Source organism: Stenotrophomonas sp. AG209, assembly GCF_003550055.1.
GTDB lineage: Bacteria > Pseudomonadota > Gammaproteobacteria > Xanthomonadales > Xanthomonadaceae > Stenotrophomonas.
Window position 1 is genome coordinate 177,893 of the sequence record NZ_QXDB01000002.1, and the last position, 20,978, is coordinate 198,870.

The 20,978-nt window shown below is 60.7% G+C and carries 13 protein-coding genes; 8 read left to right on the forward strand and 5 right to left on the reverse strand.

Going from position 1 to position 20,978, the window contains the following annotated elements:
- Positions 1-274: 274 nt before the first annotated feature.
- A complete protein-coding gene (locus tag DFO63_RS12425; protein WP_147416448.1) occupies positions 275-865 on the reverse strand; it encodes a hypothetical protein in 591 nt (196 codons plus the stop codon).
- A gap of 422 nt (positions 866-1,287) precedes the next feature.
- On the opposite strand from DFO63_RS12425, the gene DFO63_RS12435 reads away from it, so the two are divergent.
- Genes DFO63_RS12435 through DFO63_RS12445 form a run of 3 tightly spaced genes read left to right on the forward strand, consistent with a single transcriptional unit; the run spans position 1,288 to position 4,579 of the window.
- Positions 1,288-2,787 (forward strand): recombinase family protein, encoded by a 1,500-nt coding sequence (locus DFO63_RS12435; protein WP_259337436.1) that lies wholly within the window; start codon positions 1,288-1,290, stop codon positions 2,785-2,787.
- The gene (locus tag DFO63_RS12440; RefSeq protein ID WP_074726242.1) at positions 2,784-3,680 is read left to right on the forward strand and encodes a plasmid partitioning protein RepB C-terminal domain-containing protein; all 897 of its coding nucleotides are present in this window, start codon (positions 2,784-2,786) and stop codon (positions 3,678-3,680) included. Before DFO63_RS12435 ends, DFO63_RS12440 begins: the two co-directional genes overlap by 4 nt.
- A complete protein-coding gene (locus tag DFO63_RS12445; RefSeq protein WP_099596498.1) occupies positions 3,677-4,579 on the forward strand; it encodes a plasmid partitioning protein RepB C-terminal domain-containing protein in 903 nt (300 codons plus the stop codon). Before DFO63_RS12440 ends, DFO63_RS12445 begins: the two co-directional genes overlap by 4 nt.
- Positions 4,580-5,361: 782 nt before the next feature.
- Here DFO63_RS12445 and mobQ read toward each other — a convergent pair.
- On the reverse strand, positions 5,362-6,885 hold the full coding sequence (gene mobQ / locus DFO63_RS12450; RefSeq protein ID WP_106467442.1) for a MobQ family relaxase: 1,524 nt from the start codon (positions 6,883-6,885) through the stop codon (positions 5,362-5,364).
- A 260-nt stretch (positions 6,886-7,145) separates the two neighbouring features.
- On the opposite strand from mobQ, the gene DFO63_RS12455 reads away from it, so the two are divergent.
- From DFO63_RS12455 to DFO63_RS12475, 5 genes are all read left to right on the forward strand, one after another.
- Complete coding sequence (locus DFO63_RS12455) at positions 7,146-7,412, forward strand: hypothetical protein (protein ID WP_106467441.1); 267 nt, start codon at positions 7,146-7,148, stop codon at positions 7,410-7,412.
- 190 nt (positions 7,413-7,602) lie between these two features.
- Positions 7,603-10,545, forward strand: a complete 2,943-nt coding sequence (locus DFO63_RS12460; protein ID WP_119007117.1) for a TerB N-terminal domain-containing protein — start codon at positions 7,603-7,605, stop codon at positions 10,543-10,545.
- On the forward strand, positions 10,542-11,840 hold the full coding sequence (locus DFO63_RS12465; RefSeq protein ID WP_053442707.1) for an ATP-binding protein: 1,299 nt from the start codon (positions 10,542-10,544) through the stop codon (positions 11,838-11,840). Before DFO63_RS12460 ends, DFO63_RS12465 begins: the two co-directional genes overlap by 4 nt.
- 2 nt (positions 11,841-11,842) lie before the next feature.
- Positions 11,843-14,023, forward strand: coding sequence for a DEAD/DEAH box helicase (locus DFO63_RS12470; protein WP_019659222.1), 2,181 nt, complete (start codon positions 11,843-11,845; stop codon positions 14,021-14,023).
- Positions 14,024-14,205: 182 nt separating this feature from the next.
- Entirely contained in the window at positions 14,206-14,766 is a 561-nt protein-coding gene (locus tag DFO63_RS12475) for a hypothetical protein (protein WP_019659223.1), read from the forward strand.
- A 730-nt stretch (positions 14,767-15,496) separates the two neighbouring features.
- Here the strand turns inward: DFO63_RS12475 and DFO63_RS12480 are convergent.
- From DFO63_RS12480 to DFO63_RS12490, 3 genes are all read right to left on the reverse strand, one after another.
- The gene (locus DFO63_RS12480) at positions 15,497-16,231 is read right to left on the reverse strand and encodes a uracil-DNA glycosylase family protein (RefSeq protein ID WP_019659224.1); all 735 of its coding nucleotides are present in this window, start codon (positions 16,229-16,231) and stop codon (positions 15,497-15,499) included.
- 65 nt (positions 16,232-16,296) lie between these two features.
- Positions 16,297-17,940 (reverse strand): DUF6119 family protein, encoded by a 1,644-nt coding sequence (locus tag DFO63_RS12485; protein WP_049433922.1) that lies wholly within the window; start codon positions 17,938-17,940, stop codon positions 16,297-16,299.
- A gap of 170 nt (positions 17,941-18,110) precedes the next feature.
- Positions 18,111-20,864 carry a pitrilysin family protein gene (locus tag DFO63_RS12490; RefSeq protein WP_259337429.1) on the reverse strand — a complete coding sequence of 918 codons (2,754 nt, stop codon included), beginning with the start codon at positions 20,862-20,864 and terminating at the stop codon, positions 18,111-18,113.
- Positions 20,865-20,978: the final 114 nt, after the last annotated feature.

Consider the following 20,978-nt stretch of genomic DNA (forward strand, 5'->3'; position numbering starts at 1 on the left):
GAACACACCCCGCTGATGAAGCAAAACGACTAAAAGAAGATCTTAGTCATCAAGAGCCTTGTGCAGCAAGGATCTTCGACGCCAGCCACGAGATCACTGGTCCGTCGCAACGCTGTCGCAACAGGGGGCTGCGAGGCCTTTTGGCGTGCGATCCCACCCAGCCCCGCGAGACTTACACCATCCAGGTCACACCCGTCCGCCTTCGGGTCCAGCACTCTCAGCGTAATCCTCTCATTGCCGTCGCCAGATGTTCCCCCGTGGACCTGCGGCGGAGTCACTCTCCTGGTGTATCAATGCTCACCGCTCTTGCCTTTCGGAAATTATTGAAAGACGCGATGTCCTCTTCTGAAGGGACCGACGGATCGTTGAGGTCCCGAAGCGCGTCTGCCAATTCGCGTCTGCTCATGGTGGCCAAGATCAAAGGCCCCTGAGTCAGTTGATAATTAAGCGACCCCGTGTTTCGATCCATCATCGGATGCGAGCGAACAAAAGACTTAGCGTTACCGGGCTCTTGATGCTTTGCCAGCTGAACCCTCACCCACTCGATCAAGTGGAATGGGATATGGCTCCGGCGCAGATCGTCCTTAAGTCTTGCAACGAGCGCAGGCTCATCACGGACCTGACTGAGTTGGCGGGCCACCATCTGGCTTCCGTAATCCCAATCTGGCTTCCCAACGAGGTGAGAGATCTTGACGTCCAACCCACCATTCTCGGCAAGCTTAATCGCCAGCTTCGCCCGCTCCCGCCAGGACCGGACAAGCTCGTAGGCGGCGAAGATCCACATCTCGGTTTGGGCAGATAAGAACATGCCACCCCTATTTTCGCGCGGAGTCTCTTCATCATAGCGGCTGCGCAGGAATTGCATCTCCAACCCATGATGAATTTGTCCACAGCAGCCACGTTGTAGGCTTGGCTAACCATTGCCAAATCGTCGCTGAGCAGAGCCAGACTCATCAGGCCGGCCACCAACTCACTGGCTTCGATCTCTTCATGATAGCGGGGGTAATCCCCGCCGTTCTCATCTTCGATGTCGTCCATCCGCTCTCTCGGAATGACCATCTGTTTGTCCACGATACATGGTCTGCGCCCTAGAACCTGGCCTTCTTCTGATCCGTCACTAACCGGACGGGTTCAGCCAAGAACTCAAACGGTCACAAGACCGTCAATCTACCCGCCTACGGTCGCTGAATACATAGTCTTACATGGGAAGCGCTGACCGTGTTTTCGCACCACGCAGTGTCCGATGCTACTCAGCCCCCCGATCGGCTCATTCCGGTTGCCCAGTATGTGCGCATGTCTACCGAGCATCAGCGCTACTCCACGGAGAACCAAGCCGCGGCAATTGCCGAATATGCCAAGGCGCACGGCATGGAGATCGTCCAGACCTACGAGGACTCAGGCAAGAGTGGACTAAACCTGAAAGGTCGGAGCGCTCTTCAAGCCCTTCTCCGGGATGTGAAGCTCCCCTCCCCTGGCTTCAACGCTATTTTGGTCTACGACGTGAGCCGTTGGGGGCGCTTCCCCGACCCCGACGAGGCCGCCGCTTACGTTCACGCCTGTAAGAGCCATGGTGTGCCGGTCATCTATTGCGCGGAAGCGTTCAAGAACGATGGCTCGTTGCCATCCACCATCATGATTGGCCTCAAGCGCAGCATGGCCGCCGAATACAGCCGAGAGCTATCTGACAAGGTGTTCAAAGGGGCATGCAACATCGTGCGACACGGGTTCCGACAAGGAGGCACGCCGGGATACGGCTTGCGCCGACAACTCGTGGACGGGCACCTCCAGCCCAAGGCGGTGCTCGCTCGGGGAGAGCAAAAGAGCATCCAGACCGATCGTGTGATCCTGGTGCCCGGGCCCGCGCAAGAAGTCGCCACCGTCTTGCGGATCTATGGGCTGTTTCTAAAGGACGCTATGCCCGAACGGGTCATCGCCTCCGTTCTGAACCGAGAAGGCATCCCCAATGAAGTGGGTGGCCCCTGGAGCAGAGGGACGATCCATCAAATACTGACGAATGAGAAATACGTCGGCCACAACGTCTACAACCGGACCTCGTTCAAGCTGAAGCTGCAACACGTTCAGAACCCGCCGGAAGCGTGGGTGCGAAAGGAACATGCGTTTGAAGCCATTGTTCCGCTTGATCTGTTCGAGCGCGTTCAAGCAGTCATAGCGGCACGTTCGGTCCACTTGGACGACGACCAGATGCTGGACGCCCTGCGGTCGCTGCTCGAGCGGCATGGTGCGCTGTCAGGGATGCTGATCGACGAAGAAGAGGGCGTCCCCTCCAGCAGCGCCTTTCGTCATCGGTTTGGTAGCCTGCTCCGGGCCTATAGCTTGGTTGGCTACTCCCCCAAACGCGACTACGCCTACTTGGAGATCAACCGCGCCCTTCGGCAGCGGCATCCCGAGATGGTCCAGCTGGTGGTGGATGGCATAGCCCAACAGGGTGGGTGGGTCGAGCCATACCGGGATACCGGCCTGCTACGGGTGAACGGTGAGCTCCTCACATCCGTCGTCATCGCACGATGCAAGCCCACACCCGCCGGCTCCAACCGCTGGCGCATCCGACTGGATGCTAGCCTGACGCCGCATTTGACCGTAGTGATCCGGATGGATCCCGGTAACCGTCATGCCCATGACTTCTACGTGCTTCCTTCCATCGACTTCACCCCCGATGGCATGCCCTCCATGGAGGACAACGGCTTCTCCTTGGATGCCTACCGGATGGACACACTGGAGGAGTTCTTCGCTTTGGCCGGTCGGGCCGCATTGCTGGAGGCCGCATGACGAACAAAAGCACAAGCGTACAGATGATCCCCATTGCCGAAATCCACGTCGCGAATCCGCGTGTCAGAAACCAACGAATCCACCGTGGCATCACCCGAAGCATCGAAACGGTGGGACTTAAGCGCCCGGTTAGCGTTCGCAAGGCTTCTCCTGATGAAACGTCCCTCCCCTATGCACTGATCTGCGGCCAAGGCCGCCTTGAGGCCTGCAAGTTGTTGGGCCACCGCGAGATCCCCGCCCTGATCTTGGACGTGGATGAGCATACCGGCCACGTCATGAGCATCGTGGAGAACGTCGCCCGCCGCACGCCCAGGGCGGCCGAGACCATGGAACAGGTCCAGGTGCTCAGAGAGCGCGGTTACTCAGATCCGGAGATAGCCACCAAGCTGGGCTGCACTCCGTCCTGGGTGAACAGCGTGGCCAACCTCATGGAGCGCGGAGAGCGACGTCTGCTCGCTGCCGCAGAGGCCGGCCACATTTCCTTGGCCCTTGCAGTCAACATCTCCCGGGCAAATGATCGCGATGCGCAACAGTTGCTGATGGACGCCTACGAGGCCGGTGAGCTTAAGGGAAAGAAGGTGACCGTCGTCCGAAATATCTTGGCTCATCGAGCTAGAAGCGGAAAGAAGGGAACAAACTCCTATGCTCACGGCACACCGCGAAAGAAGCTGACTCCCGAGGACCTTGCCAAGCTCTACAAACGGGACGTGGAGATGCATCAACGCATCCAGAAGAAGGCCGAGTTCACGCAGCAATCGCTCCTCCTGGCCCGCCAGATCTTCAAAGAGCTGTTTGCCTCGAAAGAGTTCTGCGGAGTTCTCCAATCAGAAGGGCTGACCAGCGTCCCGCAACCACTGGCTGACCTGCTGCCCCGCAGAGGGTTGGCCCGATGAGCAAAAAGCAACCTTCGGGCGTACGCCTGGGCTTTGAGAAGGATTGCGTGGACATCCAGGTGGCGCAGCTCCATTACAGCGTGGCCATGCCCACGGGAACCAAAGCCTCCGTCAAGTATCAGCAGATCGTGAGCTCGGTCAGGACGGTGGGATTGGTCGAACCCATCGTGGTTACCCTGGACCGGGGCGCCGCCGGGCGGTTCTTGGTCCTGGATGGGCGAATGCGCTTGGAGGCTCTGAAGGAACTGGGAGCAACCGTGGCCCCCTGCCTCATCTCAACAGACGACGAGGGCTACACTTACAACAAGCAGGTGAACCGCCTTTCGGTTGTCCAAGAGCACCGAATGATCCTCAGGGCAGCAGAGCGCGGGGTTTCCGTGGAACAGTTGTCGCAGGTGCTTAGCATCTCGGCCAGCTCCATCCGGGACAAATTCCGGCTTCTGGATGGCGTTTGCGACGAAGCGACCGCCATCCTGGCCGACAAACCCGCCGCCGCAGGCGTCTTTCGGTTGCTGCGGAAAATGAAGCCCTTCCGACAGATCGATGCTGCCCAGACCATGGTGAATTTGGGAGATTACTCGATCAAGCTTGCAACCGCGCTTCTCCAAAACACGCCGGTCGAACAGTTGATAGAGCCGTTGGCAGCAAAGACGGTCAACGGTGCACCTATCGAGGCGCTCCAACGCTTGGAACGGGAGCTGGCAGCGCTGCAAGCCGATACGAAGCTGCTGGAGGAGAATTATGGCCCAGCCAGCCTCCAGCTCGAAATCGTCAAAACCCACATTGGGTCGACCCTCTTGGACAATGCAGCGGTTGTGCGATGGCTTGCCAAGAACAAGCCGGATCATCTTCAACAGCTTCAGCGCATAGCCGACATCAAGCTGCTTAGAGCGGGGTAGCCACCTTCTTCTCTCAACTGCAAGCTCCCAAGCTATTAGACCGCCACGTTGCCGCGCGGGCTGACTTTCAAGGGAAAGCACCGCGACAGCAGAGCTTTTCCGACTAACTAGCAATTCTGTGCGCAATTCCCTGCTGAGTGGCCTTGCTAATTTTCACTTAGCTGGTTGGCTACGAGCACACACCAACCGAGGACGCACATTGCTAGACCCACGAACCCAAATCGCCGCGCTACTTCTGAGCGGCACCCTCAATCCCACCGCCCATCGAACTCGCGAGGAGCGCTTGGGGGATGTTCAAGACGCCCTTGATCTCGCGGAGCGCATTCTGGGCAGGTCCGAAAGGAGAAGTCCGATCGAACCGGTCAACATTACAGCTCAGTCGACTGACGACGGGCACGCATCGACAGCGGAGGAGCCATGACTGATCCACAAACCCGAATCGCCGCGCTCGTTTTAAGCGGCACCATCGAACGAGCGGCTCAGCGTTCCCAACGAGAGCGCTCAGAAGATGTTCGAGTGGCCCTGGAAGTCGCCGCCGAGGTTCTACGCCAGCGCGCGGGTGGAAGCCCGCTAAACCTCACCCACGACGGACCACGAGCGCAGGAACGGCCCACGCCCACAACGAAGGAGCGCGTGGAGGTCAAAGAGGAGCTGGCGTCTTTGAACCAACTGCTCGCTGATCGGCGGGGAATCAGGCCCCCGGCCAAGCCGCCAACGACCAAGCGGCCAACGCTCCATTGAAGGCTTAAAGCCCCCGCCATGGCGGGGGCTCTTCATTCCTATCAGTGAAGCCTTGGCCGAGGCGTGGCCTGCTGCGTGGATGCACTCAGCTTTGCTGGGTCTCCCATTTCGTGGAGCGGATCCTCCAACCGATCCAGGGCTATCTTGCTGCTGGTTTCCAACTCTGCCACGGCGGCTGACAGCTGATTCGCACAGGCCTCTTCCTGACCGTCCTCGATCTTTGTACGAGCTTTTCTCAGGGCATCCAAACGCTGCTCGATTGCTGCCAAACGACGTCCGCGACGCCGGGCCCAGGCCACCAGTCCAGCGCCTGCTGGTCGGGGCTGCTGCTCGACGAAGTCCTCCAACGACCTCTCGGCGCGCGTCAGAAGCGATGCCGCCCGTCGTTCAGCCTCGACCCGCCGCACCCACTCTGTAGCTCGTCGCCTCACCGCGGCCAAGCCCCTCAGCGTTCGCTGGACATCCTTGCGCACCCTTGTTCCCACGCTCCCGTTGCCAATAGCCAAGTCCAAGCGACGTAGAAGCACGAGTGTGGAGCGAAGCGCCCCCTCGAGACCGGCCGCCACCACGTCACGCCAAAGTCCCCATGCTCTTTCCATCAGGGACTGCAGCGAGGGTTCGGGGGCATCGGGAAGAGTGCGAATGGCCAGAACTCCTCGCCGACCGAATCCCTTTACGTCCTCGATGTAGCTTTCACCTGATTTCGCCCCCAGCTCGACACGGTTCGGCGGCATCGACGCATGTCCGCGGGCACGGTCTGTATCCGTCGCTGCCCTCTCAAACCGTATCGCTGCCTGATGCACAGCATCCTGGTTGTCCGCAACGATGTTGGCCAGAACTCTCCCGACATCGGTCTCCACTCCCCGCCGTTCAAGCGCTGAGGCCTGCTGGCCCAAGTGGATCGTTGGGCGCCGCCCGAGAACCGCAGCTTCGACGATGTCGCCGCGCTCGAGCGCGTCCTCCGCTTGCGCTTCCAAACTTCGATGATCGACGGACACTGGGATCTCGGCAGCGGCCAGGTGCTGGTTTGTCAGCTGGGCCACCATCGCCCGAAGCCACTCCACTTCGCTGCGTCCCGAGGGGCCACCGTCGAGCTCGCGCGTTTTGTCCGCAAGGCCTTCGGCACCCAAGCGCCGGGTGGTGGCGAGGATGTGCACGTGCCAATTCAGTCCATCGTTGCTGCCCGGCGAGTGGATGCTCGCTTGAACCGCAAAGCCGTAGCGATCAACCAATGCCCGGGCTATGTCCGCCGTCAGGGCCGAGCGCTGCGGCCCGTTGAGCTCGTGCGGAAGTGCGATCTCAAACTCGCGGGCCACGGTCGCGTCCTTTCGCCTCTCGGCCGCCTCAGCCGCTTGCCATAGCTTTGAGGCGTCGAGCGACCAGTCGGGCGCCTTCAAAGGTACCACCCAGCGGCTCTCGACCACTCCGCCTCTGCGAGAATAGTCGTGCCGCGCTCCCGTGCGCTCATCTACGAGCGACAAGCCCGCGCGGTATGCAGCGGCGGCAACGGCCGAATGGCCCTTGGCACGGGAGAAGGTTTTGACACGGGTGTGGTAGATCGCCATGCAGAGAGCTCCAGTTCTTTGAGCTCTTTATGCCTTTGAATTTGCCGTTGGCAAGTCGAAAAGCGGCTTGGGGTTCAAGGGGCGAAGCCCTTTGCGCACGCATCACTTGTGATGCCTAAGTGCGCTTTTCGCTCCTTGCTTTTGCATCTTCCTTTTCTGATTTTCTGGATTTCTTCAAGTGTGAATGCGATGTCGCCATCAATAGGTTGACGGATGAGAAATCATTGCTTCACTGAGGGAGACTTCACTAGGAGAAGATCATGTCATCCACCAATCACTACCGCGATCAGATCCAAAGGGCGACCCATCGGCTGGCCCAGCTTCGAGCCAGGGAGCTTCTGGCGCATCAGCGGCAGGATGCCAGGGAGAAGGCCATCAAGCGCCGCGACGACGCCAAGCGCAGACGGCAAGTGGCCGAACTCGTTTTCCTGGCCGGGGCCCAGAACCTGCCAGACAACGAGATCGTCGCAGCCCTGCAGCGGCACCTGCTTGCGGTGAACGAAAAACGCCCCTCACCGTCCCACTGATTATCCCAGCGCAATCGCACGGCCATCAACGTCAAGGCCTCGGGCATGCACTCCCAGCGCCCTGGACGCCAATGCTGAATGGGCGAAACCCTGGCCATCCCGGTGCCCCGCCCCGTCCTCGCTATGCGCGTCTCACGTGGAGTGGGCGAGCTACAATGCCCCAAAGGAAGCGCCAAAGGCAGGGGGCCACATGGCGAGAAGGAAGCAAACCGCAGGCGGCTGGATCGTCGCAATCCTGGTCGTCATAGCATTGGTGCCAAAGGAAGTCTGGATCGGATTGGGTATCGTCCTTGCGGTGGCCACTGCCGTTTGGCTCTGGGCCAAGTGGCAGGCGATGCGCCCGAAAAGGACACCCTCTCCCGCCAAGCCGGTCCCCGCTCCAGAGCCGACCTTGGCAGAGTTGATCAAGGCATCCGCCCTTCCATCTGGGCAGGCGGCACAGAGACAGCCCCGCCCAGAAGCTGCCCAACCGGCGAGACCCGCGAGTATTGAATCGGGCACATCCTCGGGATCGGTCTGCGCTGCCGTGTCAGAAGATGCGTGCCCGGTCGGCTCTGAGGGTCGCTCGGCGCTGCCTGCGGCGCAGGCCCCGAGCAGAGCGCCCCCAGAGACTCTTTCGCCGCCCCGTCCTGGCAATTTGGAAGAGGCCAAAGCAGCGGTGAGCATGCGCCTTGCCATCGAGTCCGCCGCACGGGTGCTGACGGCCGTGGGCTCCGCAAACCCTTCTACCCCCTACCCCTACCAACCTCACGAGGAACGCATTGAGCGCGCGCGCCCGGGCAACCTCTCTGCAGCGAAACTTGCCGTGACCCAGCGCTTGGCCGCGACTTCGCAAGGTGAGCTGGCCGAGCCCTTGATCCAGCCCACCACAAACGCGGACACCACCTCGGGCGAACCCTTGACGGGCACCATAGATGGGCGAGCGCACGCACATTCGGACTCAAGAGCCGCAGAGCAGACCAACCCTCCCCACACGAACGGAACCCGCGACGCAGGTGCAATGACGCCGCCTCCCCCGCTGCCCGATGAACTCCGGCGGGTGGCCATCGACGCCGGAACGCCGGCAAAGCAATTCACAGTACCCCGCCCCCCCGAGGGCTGGGACAAGACCCGCTGGCTCGGCGCCCAGGACGAGATCGAGATCGCGGGCATCGTTATCCGGGGCGGCCTGTTCTACACAGGTCCGCGGCTGGCCACCCCTGGCACGCGTGAGAACGAGCCCAGCTTGGTCAATGGCGTTCTTGCCGTTGGGCGATACGGGGATTACCGGTCCACGACGCGCTACTGGGGAGGCTACGCAGATTTTGAACCCGCTGAACGCCACGCCTATCTGAAGTGGCTCGCTTCGGACCGTACCGATCCCGGCTGCGCAATCCAGTATGTTCGATTGTTCCTGTTTGGATTGGAGCGTCGCATCTTGCTGGATTCGGTGAACGATCCGGATTCCAAGCAAGACTGGCCCGCTATCAAGGCGATGCTCCTCCGTTTGTCGTCTGCTTATGCTGCCGTGCTTCCGAACGTCCACGGTCATGTCAACAGCCTGCTCGACTGGATGGCTCTGACCGAAGCAGGCGAACAGCTCTACAACGCGCCTCTTCCAGCGTTCGAACGAACTTACGAACTGCCTTTCTACATCCGCTTGGCCCTGGGGCAATGCTCCTTGGATCGAGTCCCCGTGCCCCCCGCGCTGGCCACGGCGTGGGTGCGACTCAATCCAGAGATTCCGCTGCGAACCGCCGCAACGCGTTGCGCGGAAGAGTTCGATCGCCTTTTCGCTCTGCGGTATCAAGAGACGTTCGGCCCTGGAATGGTGCTGCCAAAAAACCGCACCAAGCTGAAGTTCACACGCCGCCCCTTTAACCCGGCCCTGGACCGAACCGACGCTGGCACCAAGACTTTCGGTGATATTCCCGATGTCACCGCATTGCGAGCGCCCCTAAAGGCGCTGCAGGAACTTGTTTCTCAGTGCTCGGAGGACCTCGGAGCCTTCAGCCGGCTCGTGGGCAAGAACCCCGAGGCCCGCCAATCCATTGAGGGCACCTTGCTGCTTCCGTCAGAGATTTGGCCGCTGGCCACGCGGACAGCATTGGCCGAAGTCGCTTCGGATGTTCAAGCCGCCAATTTGTCGATCAAGCTGACTGACCTATTGGGAAGGCTTGGGGCAGTCGGAACCACCTTGGGCAAGGACAAAATTCGGGAACTCGCACGAGCACTGGAGCAGTCTAAGGTCGGCATCGAACCCAATGTGCTCGAAGGCGCGCGGGTGCCTGGCGATAACGACCCGATCGTTCTCTTCCCCCTGCTTCCCGACCAAACCCATCGAACCGACGCTCAGGCCTATCAAACGGCCCAGTTGACCCTGCAACTCGCCTCGACGGTCGCTCAGTCTGATGGCACGTTCAGCGCCCACGAACTTGAGCACCTTTCACGCGAAATCGAAAGCTGGACGCATCTGAGCGAGGGTGACCGACGGCGTTTGCGCGCGCACCTTGATCTCTTGGCGAGGGCACCGCTTTCCTTGCCTACGTTGCGCAAGAAGCTGGATCCGCTCAGCGGGGACATAAAGGACGCCATCGCCGGGTCCATGGCCACGCTCGCCCAAGTCGACGGGATGGTCTCCCCAGAGGAGGTCCGGTTCTTGGAGCGCGTCTACAAAGCGCTGGGCGTGGATCCCGCTCGTGTGTTCAGCGACGTCCATGCCCCACGCCCGTCCAAAGCCCCCAGCGCATTGCCCAAGGCTGCGTCTGGCGCATTCCAACTCGATCCCGACCGGATCGCTGCTCTTCAGCGGGACACGGCCCAAGTCTCCGCGTTGCTCGCCAACATTTTCACCGACGAGGAAGCGACTCCCCCTGATCTTGCGCCGGCGGAAGCGGTGAGTGCCGAGGAGGAGAGTCCTGGTCAGTTGCTCGGGCTTGATCAGGCACACAGCGCGTTGCTGAGGCTAATGCTGTCGCGCCCCGTCTGGACCCGTGCGGAACTGGAAGATGGCGCGGCAGACATGGAGCTGATGCTCGACGGCGCGCTTGAACAAATCAACGATGCGTCGTTCGACGCTTACGACATCCCATTTTCCGACGGCGACGACCCGTTGGAGATCAACCCCGAATTCATTGAGAAGATCGAGCAATGAGCAGCCCAATCCGTTCCAGGGACCGCGACGCGGTGATCCAGTCGCTGCGCGCCGGCGTCGTTCCACGCGCCGGTCAGCATTTGATCCAGGTCGGGCGCGTCCGTGAAGTGCAAACCCTGGTCAGTGACATCGATCGGCTCGCCGATGGCGGCTCGTCCTTCCGCCTGGTAGTGGGTGAGTACGGCGCAGGCAAGACCTTTTTCTTGAACCTCGTTCGCGCCATTGCAATGGAGCGGAAGCTCGTCGTGGCCAGCGCGGATCTGAATCCCGACAGGCGGTTGCATGCTTCAGGGGGGCAGGCCCGGTCGCTCTACGCGGAGCTCATGCGGAACTTGGCCACTCGGACCAAGCCCGACGGAGGCGCCCTGCCCGGGGTGGTAGAGAAGTTCATTTCGACCGCAGTGGCCGAATCCAAGTCGCAAGGCGTATCCACCGAGCAGGTCATTCGCGCGAAGCTCGAGCAGCTGAGCGAACTGGTGAACGGCTATGACTTTGCCGACGTGATCGCCGCTTATTGGAGAGGTTTCGAACAAGGCAACGAGCAGCTCAAGTCCGATGCCATTCGTTGGTTGCGTGGCGAATTTGCCACCCGGACGGACGCGCGTGCAGCGCTGGGCGTCCGAACCATCGTGGACGACGCATCGGTCTACGACCAGCTCAAGCTCATGGGCCGCTTTGTTCGGCTGGCGGGCTATAGCGGCCTGCTGGTGTGCCTGGACGAACTGGTCAACCTCTACAAGTTGGCCAACGCCCAGGCTCGGAATGCAAACTACGAACAGCTCCTGCGCATGCTCAACGACTCCCTGCAGGGCACTGCGGTTGGCCTTGGTTTTGTTCTGGGCGGCACCCCGGATTTCCTGATGGATACCCGCCGCGGCGTCTACAGCTATGAAGCTCTTCAGAGCCGCCTGGCCCAGAATACCTTTGCCACCAACGGGTTGGTGGATTTCAGCGGCCCTGTCGTTCGACTGTCGAGCCTGACAGCCGAAGACTTCTACGTCCTGCTCACCAAGATTCGCCATGTCTACGCTGCCGGCGACGCGGGCAAGTATCTCTTGCCCGATGAAGCCATTCACCAGTTCATGACCCATTGCGCCAATCGAATCGGCGATAACTTCTTCCGCACCCCGCGCACAACGATCACCGCCTTTATCAACCTCTTGGCCGTCTTGGAGCAGAACCCGGGCGTGGACTGGCAGGACCTGATCGGATCGGTCGAGGTGGCAGCTGACCACGGGGGCGACGGCGAATTGGTCGTGCAAGAGGACGACGAGCTGGCGTCGTTCAGGCTCTAACGATGACTGCCTCCAGCGCCTTCCAATCGCTGCACCCTCGAATCCAGCGCTACCTCTGGACCGAACAATGGGAGGCGCTGCGTGAGGTCCAGGAATTGGCGATTCCTCTCGTCCTGAGCGCCGACCGGGACGTGATCATCGCCGCCAGCACCGCCTCGGGAAAAACCGAGGCCGCTTTTCTTCCTGCGCTCACGCACCTTCTGAACACCGACGAGGAGGGCCTGATTGTCTACATCAGCCCTCTAAAGGCGCTCATCAACGACCAGTTTGAACGGCTGCAGCGGCTTTGCGAGGACCTTGAAGTCCCCGTGTGGCCTTGGCACGGGGACGTATCGGGCTCCACCAAGCAGCGGTTCTTTAAGCACCCCCGTGGCGTGCTCCTGATCACGCCGGAGTCCTTGGAGGCGATGCTCTGCAACCGCGGAACCTCCGTAGGCGCCGCGTTCTCCAAGCTCCTCTACGTTGTCGTGGACGAACTCCATGCGTTCATTGGAAGCGAGCGCGGGAAGCAGCTCCAATCGTTGATGCACCGGATCGACGTGCTGTTACGGCGGCAGACTCCCCGCCTGGGCCTGTCGGCAACCTTGGGTGACTTTTCGAGCGCTGGGGCTTTCCTACGCCCGGGTGTTGGGGCTGCCCCCGCGCTGGTCAACGCCTCATCAACCGGAAATGATCTCCAACTGATCATCAAGGGCTACGAACAACCCGCACCTGACGCCGGGTCCGACGAGAATCCGGCGGCTCCCGCTGCACTGGCCGAGCACCTCTACCGGGTCCTTTCAGGGACGAACAACCTGATCTTCCCCAATAGCCGAAGGGAGGTTGAACGCTACACCCACCTCCTCAACCTGCTGAGCGAACGGGACGGCCGGCCGAGAGAGTTCTGGCCACACCATGGGAGTCTGTCCAAAGAGATACGCACGGACACGGAAGCGGCTCTGAAGCAAAGGGGTCGTCCAGCAAGCGCAATTTGCACGAACACCCTGGAACTAGGCATCGATATCGGAGCGGTGAAAAGCATCGCGCAAATTGGCCCACCACCTTCCGTGGCCAGCCTTCGCCAGCGCCTTGGTCGCTCCGGACGCCGCCCTGGAGAGCCAGCGGTGTTGCGAGGCTACGTTATCGAGGATGCAATCGATGCTGAGTCGACGTTGAAAACAAGGCTTCGACTGGACACAGTTCAGTCCACTGCTTGCGTACTGCTACTGCTGGAGAGGTGGTTTGAACCGCCTTCGGTCAACGGGCTACACCTATCGACGCTGGTTCAGCAGTTGCTCTCCTCCATTGCCCAGTACGGCGGACTCAAGGCAGCCCAAGCCTATCAGCTGCTCTGCGCAGATCAGGGACCGTTCCACGGGCTGTCCCAAGACGCGTTCGCAGAGTTGCTTCGCCACCTTGGCCAAGAACAGGTCCTGATTCAAGACGGCTCCGGCTTGCTGCTCCACGGCCCGGTCGGCGACAAGTTGGTCAACCACTACACCTTCTACGCCGCTTTCAGCGTCGACGAAGAGTTCCGGATCGTGGCCGCCGGCAAGGCACTGGGCACGCTCCCCGTATCCCAACTGGTGACCGTCGGCCAACGAATTCTATTTGGCGGTCGCACTTGGCTAGTAGAGCAGATCGACGAAGCCCAAAAGACGATCTACGTGACCGCTGCGAAGGGCGGGACCCCGCCTCTTTTCAATGGAACGGGCGGTCAGGTCCACACGCAGGTTCGCCAGAAGATGCGCGGGCTGTATCAGCAAGAGATCAAACCAGACTTCCTGGACCCAACTGCCGCTCGCTTCCTGCAGGAGGCGCAGAACGCCTACCGTCAATTGGGGCTCGACGGGAAGATTCTTCTCGACCAGGGCAGCGACGCCTTGCTGCTGACGTGGCTGGGAGACTCCGCAAATGAAGCCATCGCCTGCCTTTTGAACGCTCAGGGATTCACTTCTCAGGCAGGTAGGCTGGGCGTGGAAATTTCCATGGGAGCAAGGAGTCTCGATGATGTGATCAAGGTGCTCGGGCGGGTTGCAAAGATGCCATTGCCATCGCCAGAGGCGCTTCTTCACTCTGCGAACAACCTGGTCACGCAGAAGTGGGACGGCCTCCTCCCTCCACGCCTTTTGAGACGCTCCTACGCGTCAATGAAGCTAGACTTGGAAGGGGCTACCGATTGGCTCGCGCGCGCGTTCGGGTAGTCCACCACGTTGTGACCAGTCCAGGGCTGATGCCATCTCAGAATGAGGCTATAGCCTCGTTGTCTCATTCAAATTAACCGGATTACTGAAGATGGCCGGCATCGGCTATCGCGCCTTGCTTCGTATATTATTTATTGAACCCCACCCACCGATATAGAGTTTCCATTAAAAGGACGAGCAAAATGACGGAAGAAGGCCAAAATAGATCTTCGAGTAACAAGACCTCCGCGAAGAAGCAGACTAAGAAGCCAACCGAAGCAACCGGCAGCGGGTCCCCGGCCAATGCAGCTCAGACACGGAAAGCCTGGGCAAAGAAAGTTCTGGAGAAAGCTATAATCGACGTTGTCGGAGGCCTTCTGGCGACGGGCGCAGTCGCTGGAGGCGGATGGCTCATTGACCACATCAGCAAAGTCATCAATGGCGGCGGCCTCTTCTGGGGCGAGGCGACCACGCCGAAGTCCGCCATTAAGGCAGCAGCGACGCAAGACCGATTGATCTATCTGCAACAGCTATACCTTGATATAGCAGTGTTGCTCGCTACTCATCAAAAGCAGCTCAGCAAGCATGCGTCACGGCTGCCTGAGCTGGAACAGCAACTCAGCGCCAACCTAGACATCAGCGTCAAGGTTCGCGCCCCCAGCGAATCCGAGAGGCTTAACCATAAAGTTCTTGCTGCGCTCATTTTCGACAGGTGGGTTGAAGGACTCAAGCCTATGGCGCCATCTGGTCTGCGCAGGATGTAAGTAGTCGTTTACGCAGGCTGCTCAACCCCGTCGGCAAGACCTCTTTTCCGCCAATGGGGTTGAGCGTTAGCTGAGCGCGCAGTATGCCGCTCTTCACTTTCCAACAGAATGCCCCACACTCCAGGGCACGCCGCCCTGGTGTCTGGAACTCCAGGATCGTCTTGGCTATCCAATACGCCGAGCATTCCAACTAGAAACCAGCAGTCTTTTGTCAGGACTTCGGCGATTTCATCCTCACCATAACACTCGGCTGTGCACTCTCAGGGCAGGTGAAGACATCGCCCCTCCGCTTGCCGCCACACGACAAGAGTGCCAATTGCTTCCGCGCATATCCAAACCGATTACTTCAACAACAGGCAACAGCTACGAAGGCCGGCGCCATAGTGGTGTCGGCCAGTGTCGCACTTCTGCTCTTTTGATCCCTGCCGCCGACAACCAATCCGCTTTAAGTCACTTGCCGGGCTTATGCTTGTGAGGCTTCAAGCCAGGGGTATTCCCGGGGGTATCCTTGTTATCCCGCCGACGCTTATCCGGCTGCCCGGTGGAGGGAGCTATCGGCTTCGGGCCAGGCTTAATCGACATAACTTGACTCCTTCATTGAGAGGGAACGGCCATACAAAGCTGCAACATCGCGCCACGACTGTCAATATACCCTAACGATATAAACTAATTCGTTCGACATTGCCGTTGCCCGCCCTCCCTCCATTCTGCCCAGGGAGGCTTGACAGTATCAGCACTGTTTCGCAAATGAGATGAGGTGCCGGAGCGCTCCCGCCCGATCCTGCCATGTGTCTACGTTCCACGATGGATGGTAGACCCACGTCATCAGGGCGGACCCTCCCGTGTAGTCCAGCGACCAGACTTCCCGAGATTCAATGTAGCGTCGCTTGCCAGCCCCTCGATTCACCTGCTGGGCGATGAAGGGCTCCAAGCCCGGTCGCGGTTCACCATGACTAAAGAACCGCCAAGCTGTGCGACCGAGCACCAGCACCACATCCGGCCGAAGCACCGGCAGAATGTCTCGAACCAATACGTCCCCGCCGTCGCGCAGCGCCTGATTTCGCGGCCGGTGATTTGCTTGGGAACCTGCGAACGCCTGCGATAGGTTCAGGAATGCCACGCGTCTCCAAGCCGCGGCGGCGTCTTGGAGTTGGTAGTCCTGCCGCCCGGTGAGGATCAGATCGAGCGCCTTGAAGAAGGGTCCGTCACGGCCGTTCCGGACCGGCAAGGCCATCTCTCGGAAATGGTCTTGAGTGAAAGGACGGGTCACTTCTAGCGAATCGCTCGTCCCCTCCCTCCGATAGTGCGACTCGCCAAGCAAGAGCACCCGCCGCCCCTCCGTCCCGCCCCAGTAGAGGTCACCCCAATACGGGGTGAAACGAACTTCATTGGGCCATTGATGGCCCTCCAGATCCGTTTCAGGTGGGATGGCAGACTTCCGCACAGCTTGATTTCCCTTGGTCATACTCACTCCTCCAACAATGCACTCCGAATAGACCCGAACAGGACAACACTGTCAGCTGAAACGACTCAGTGGCCGCCCCGTGCCATCCTTTGCCCGCGCTTCGCTGGCTTCTTACCTGGCGGCAGTTTCTTCACCTTAACTTTGTCTTGATCGACAGAGATCTTGGCAAGCATGACCTCTCCAAAGCCACGCTCGAGGATGCGCGCGCATACAGACTTGAGCACAACCTTGGCGAAAAATGGCAGATGTAGTCCTGGCGCTTCAGACTGGCTTATCACACCGAACACCACCTTGTAATCCTTGACATCACGCGGGACGTCAACGGGAAGATCAAGCGCATGAGCCGGATCGATCTTCTCGTTGGCGAGTTGCACGAAGCTCTTGTCTGACTTAAGCAGCTCGGCTGACACCAATCCCTGATTGAACAGGTGACCGAGCACGCTGGAACTGCCGTAGTGCTTTATGTGCAAGAGAGTCTTAGCCCCATAGACATCGCAGAACTCAACTTTGTCGTGCACACCGCCCACGTTGAGAAGCTTGCGATCCATCAAACACCACGCCCCATTGCTCTCGTCCACAAGGGCCTGGTTGTAAGCCGCCTCATCGTCGTGGTTGTAGATCGGTAGCTCTAAAGGGAACTTGGCGATGTTCGCATAGAATTCTTCGATGCTTGCGGCAAAATCATCATGGACCTCAAACCAGTTCCCTGCGGAGAGCACGTAAGATTTCCCACCATCCTCCAGCTCACAGTGGATGCAGCGGTAGACTTGCCAGTCCTCTACGGTCCACTGCTCCTCATCCACTGCGAATGCCTGCCGGGATCGCAAGAACTCAATGTTCGGCTCTGCATCCGGATATGCTTGTACGAGGCCAGGCAGGTGGAGATCCGAAGACATGCCTTCGTTCTTCTTGCGGGTGAACTTGAAGCCTGCGATGCGGGCCCAGTCCACCACATCCGGAATAGCAAGCCAACAACCCTCTACCCGCCCACCTTGCTTCCAGGCGATCTTTAGCTTCTCCACCATCAGGGCATCTAGCTCGACTGCACGTTGACCCTTGGGCCTTAGCTGGCGAACCTGATCAACCCAAGGAAACTTCTCCTTGTAATCGGTGGAAGAGTAGGCCCGAAGATAGCGGCGCAGCTGCCTTCTCAGCTCCGGTATATCCGCTTTGCTGGTGAAGTTGAGGGCATCCGATCCGGACAACCGGCGCCCCATCTCAGGCGCATCGGGATAGCCAACGATGCCCCGAATAAGGTCGCGCTCGATATCGATGCCGAATTCCAAGGCAGCAGATGCCTGACTGGTTTGCACACGGCTGTTCTGGTCATCCACGAAGGCGCGCTTATCCACACTACGTAGAGCATCCTGCCGCACGGAGTTCAGTGTTACGAGCAGCCCAAACCGCTCCTCAAAAGCCTCGGGCTTTAGTAGATGCCTTCCTTGGCCAAACGTAACGGCGAAAAGGCGCTTGTCCACAGGAACGATGAGGACGGCTGCGGAGGACTGGACATTTCCAAGCTTTTTCTTATCCACAAAGGGCGTAAACAAGGGAGACCACTTCGGCTCCCGTGGTGCCGTCGGCTTCACGAACAGTGTCCCGTAATGCGACGCACCATCGACTACGGGAATGCCAGCAACTTGGACGGCGATCGCGTCGTAGTCCGTCTTGATGTCCTCACGCAGCAAGTAGACCGAGTAATTGTTCATACCCCTCCCTTGGACAAACAATTCAACTGTGGTGCTACCACCCCGGCCGGGCGTCCTATGCCACTGATTCCTCAGAGCTGCCCATTCGCCTGCCGGAACGCCTAAGACGCATTGCACACAAATCTTCTTACCTGAGGTCCTTGAAAGCAATCTAGACCCGATTGCCGAGCCTAGTTCACTCCACTCCCGCCCGACCGGGCTTTCCCGGGTTGCAGCGGCGCGCCTTGCGAATCAATCACGATCACCTCGCCCAGCCCCATGGCACGCACGGGTGCCTCGACACGGGACAAGTCACCCACCACGACCCAAGTCAACTTGCTGGCGTCCAGCGCGGCGGCAGCGGCCCGGACCTCGTTGAGATCGAGTTGTCGGAGGGCGCTGCTGCGCTGTGTGGTCCAATCCTCTGGCCGGTCGAACCGCACGATGTCTGCGATCTCCGACGCGACGGCCTCCCGCGTCTCGAAACCACCCGCCAGACGCCGCACCTGGCTGTCCCGGAAGCGTGCAACCTCGTCCTGCCTGGCAGGCGCCGGTCCGGACGCGTACTCCGCAATCTCGCGGTGAATCTCCGCCATGGCCTCCGCCACGCGGTCGGACTGCACCGGCGCCACCACTCGCCAGGGTCGCGCTATCGGGGCATTGGCAGCACTGGAGATCACGCCGTAGGACCAGCCCTTGGCCTCTCGCAGATTCATGTTGAGGCGCGCGCTTGGCGATCCTCCCAGGACGGAATTGGCGACCTCGAAGGCCAACGTCCGGGGGTCTGAACTCGGCGCGACCAGTTGCCCGGCCACCAGGGTAGCCTGCAGGGCGCCAGGGCTGTCGACCAGATACACCCGTGGCCTCGCCTGCGCGGGCAGGCGGTCGTCGATGCGCACCTCAGGGATCCCACCCGACCCGCGCCAGTCGCCCAGATGCCTCTCAAGGACCGGGATCAGTTCGTGGAGCGTCGTATCCCCGACCACGACAAGCGTGCCCCGCTCCGGCCGGATCCAGGCACGGTGGAACTCCACCAGGTCATCGCGGCGCAAAGCCTCAACGGAGGCCACTGTGCCCGGTGCATTGAAGGCCTGGGCGTACGGATGATCGAGCCCGTACAGCAGCGCAGGAAACAGGCTCGTGGCCAAGCGCTGTGGGTTAGCCGCCTCCTCCCGAAGCGCCCCCACCTTGGCGGCACGCATGCGATCCATCGCTGCCGGCTCAAAGCGCGGTCGGCGCAGCATGTCCGCGTACAGCGCAACCGAATCGTCAAGCGTGTCTCTGAGACCGACCAGGGTCACCGCGCCGCTGCCCACGTCGACACTTGAACCCAGCTCCGCCCCCAGCGATTCAGCGCGCGCCGCGAACGTCAAGGCATCGTAATCCCCTGCCCCCTCCGCCAGCATGCTGAACGCCATGTCTGCCAGACCCGCAGTTGCCGCGGGATCCACCGGGAATTGATACGACATGCGAACAAGCGGGACGTCCTCCCGTCGAGCCAGGATCACGTGGGTGCCGTTCGACAGCGCCGCCCGCTCGATCGCAGGGAATCTCAACTCCGGATAGCTTTCAGGAAACGGTGGCCCTGCGCTGCGATCCACGCCCGGTGCCGCAGCGCGATGGGTTTTGCCTGGGCTTTGCGCGTGGGACACCGCGTCAGCCGGCTCGGCCTCCTCAGCGAACGCAGCGCGGGCGCCCGGAATGACCGTCAGGATGTGATCCCCCTGCCCCAGCCAGCGGCGAGCGACGCGGACCAGCTGGTCGGGCGTGGCCGATGCCACCACGTCGGCGGACCTCCGGTAACAGCCTGCATCGCCTTCAAATGCCTCACAGGCGGCGAGCACTTCTGCCTTGCCGTCCATCCCACCGTTACGCTCGATGCTCTTCACGAACTCGGCCCGCATCGCGGCCCGCGCACGTTGCACCTCATCGAGGGTGGGACCATCCTTCAGCAGACGCTGAAGCTCCACCTCGATGGCGGTTTCCACGGCCGACGGGTCGACACCATCGCGCACGTTGGCGACGATCATGAGTCGAGATCCGAGCTGCCCCCCTGCCTCTGCCGTCACGTCAGTGGCAAGTTGATCGGAGTGCACCAGGCGCTTGCCCAGCCGGGAGGCATTGCCTCCTCCCAGGATGTAAGCCAACACCCGCAGCTGATCAAAGTCCGGCGTCCCACGAGCTGCGATGTTCCATGTCCGGTGAACACGCGCTTGAGGGACCTGATCGGACAAGGTTTCCCGGGTGGTGGAAGCCCGGTTGGCGACGTCCACGGAAGACCTGGCTACGTCGGGCGCAGATGGGATGTGCCCGAAGTAGGACTCAACCTTCTTCCTGGCCTCTTCAACGCCAACATCGCCTGACAGCACCAGCACCGCGTTGTTTGGGCCGTACCAGGTCCGGAACCAATCCTGGACGTCGGCAAGCGTGGCCGCCTGCAGATCGCGTGCGGATCCGAAGGTCGAATGATGGTACGGGTGCCCCGGCGGGTAGCTTGACCGGGAGAGCTGCTCCCATACGAGTCCGTAAGGCACGCCACGCCGCTGCAGCTTCTCGTTCTCGACAATGCCCCGTTCGGTATCCAGCGCCTTCTGATCGATGGCACCCAGCAGATGACCCATGCGATCGGACTCCATCCAGAGCGCCAGGTCCAGCGCCGTGGATGGAACCACCTGCATGTAGTTGGTGCGCTCCGGCGTAACCGTGGCATTGACGTCGGTGGCGCCGACGCGTTGCAGCGGCCCGTAGTAGGCGTCGCGGTAATGCTCGGTGCCGCGGAACATCAAATGCTCGAAGAGGTGCGCAAAACCGGTGCGGCCGGCAGGCTCATCTCCGGAGCCCACCTGATACCACAGGTGGACCGCCACGATGGGCGCCTTCCGGTCGGTGTGCACAATGACACGCAGCCCATTGGGCAGCGTGAAGCGCTCGAAGGGGATGTCCACCGCTTGCGGAGCTGCAGCCGAGGCGTGCGACGCCGCTTCCGGGTTGCTCGCCCCCACGGGCAGGCTGAAAGCGCCAAGTGCGAGCGCCGTCCCAAGCCACCTCTTCGCGCGACC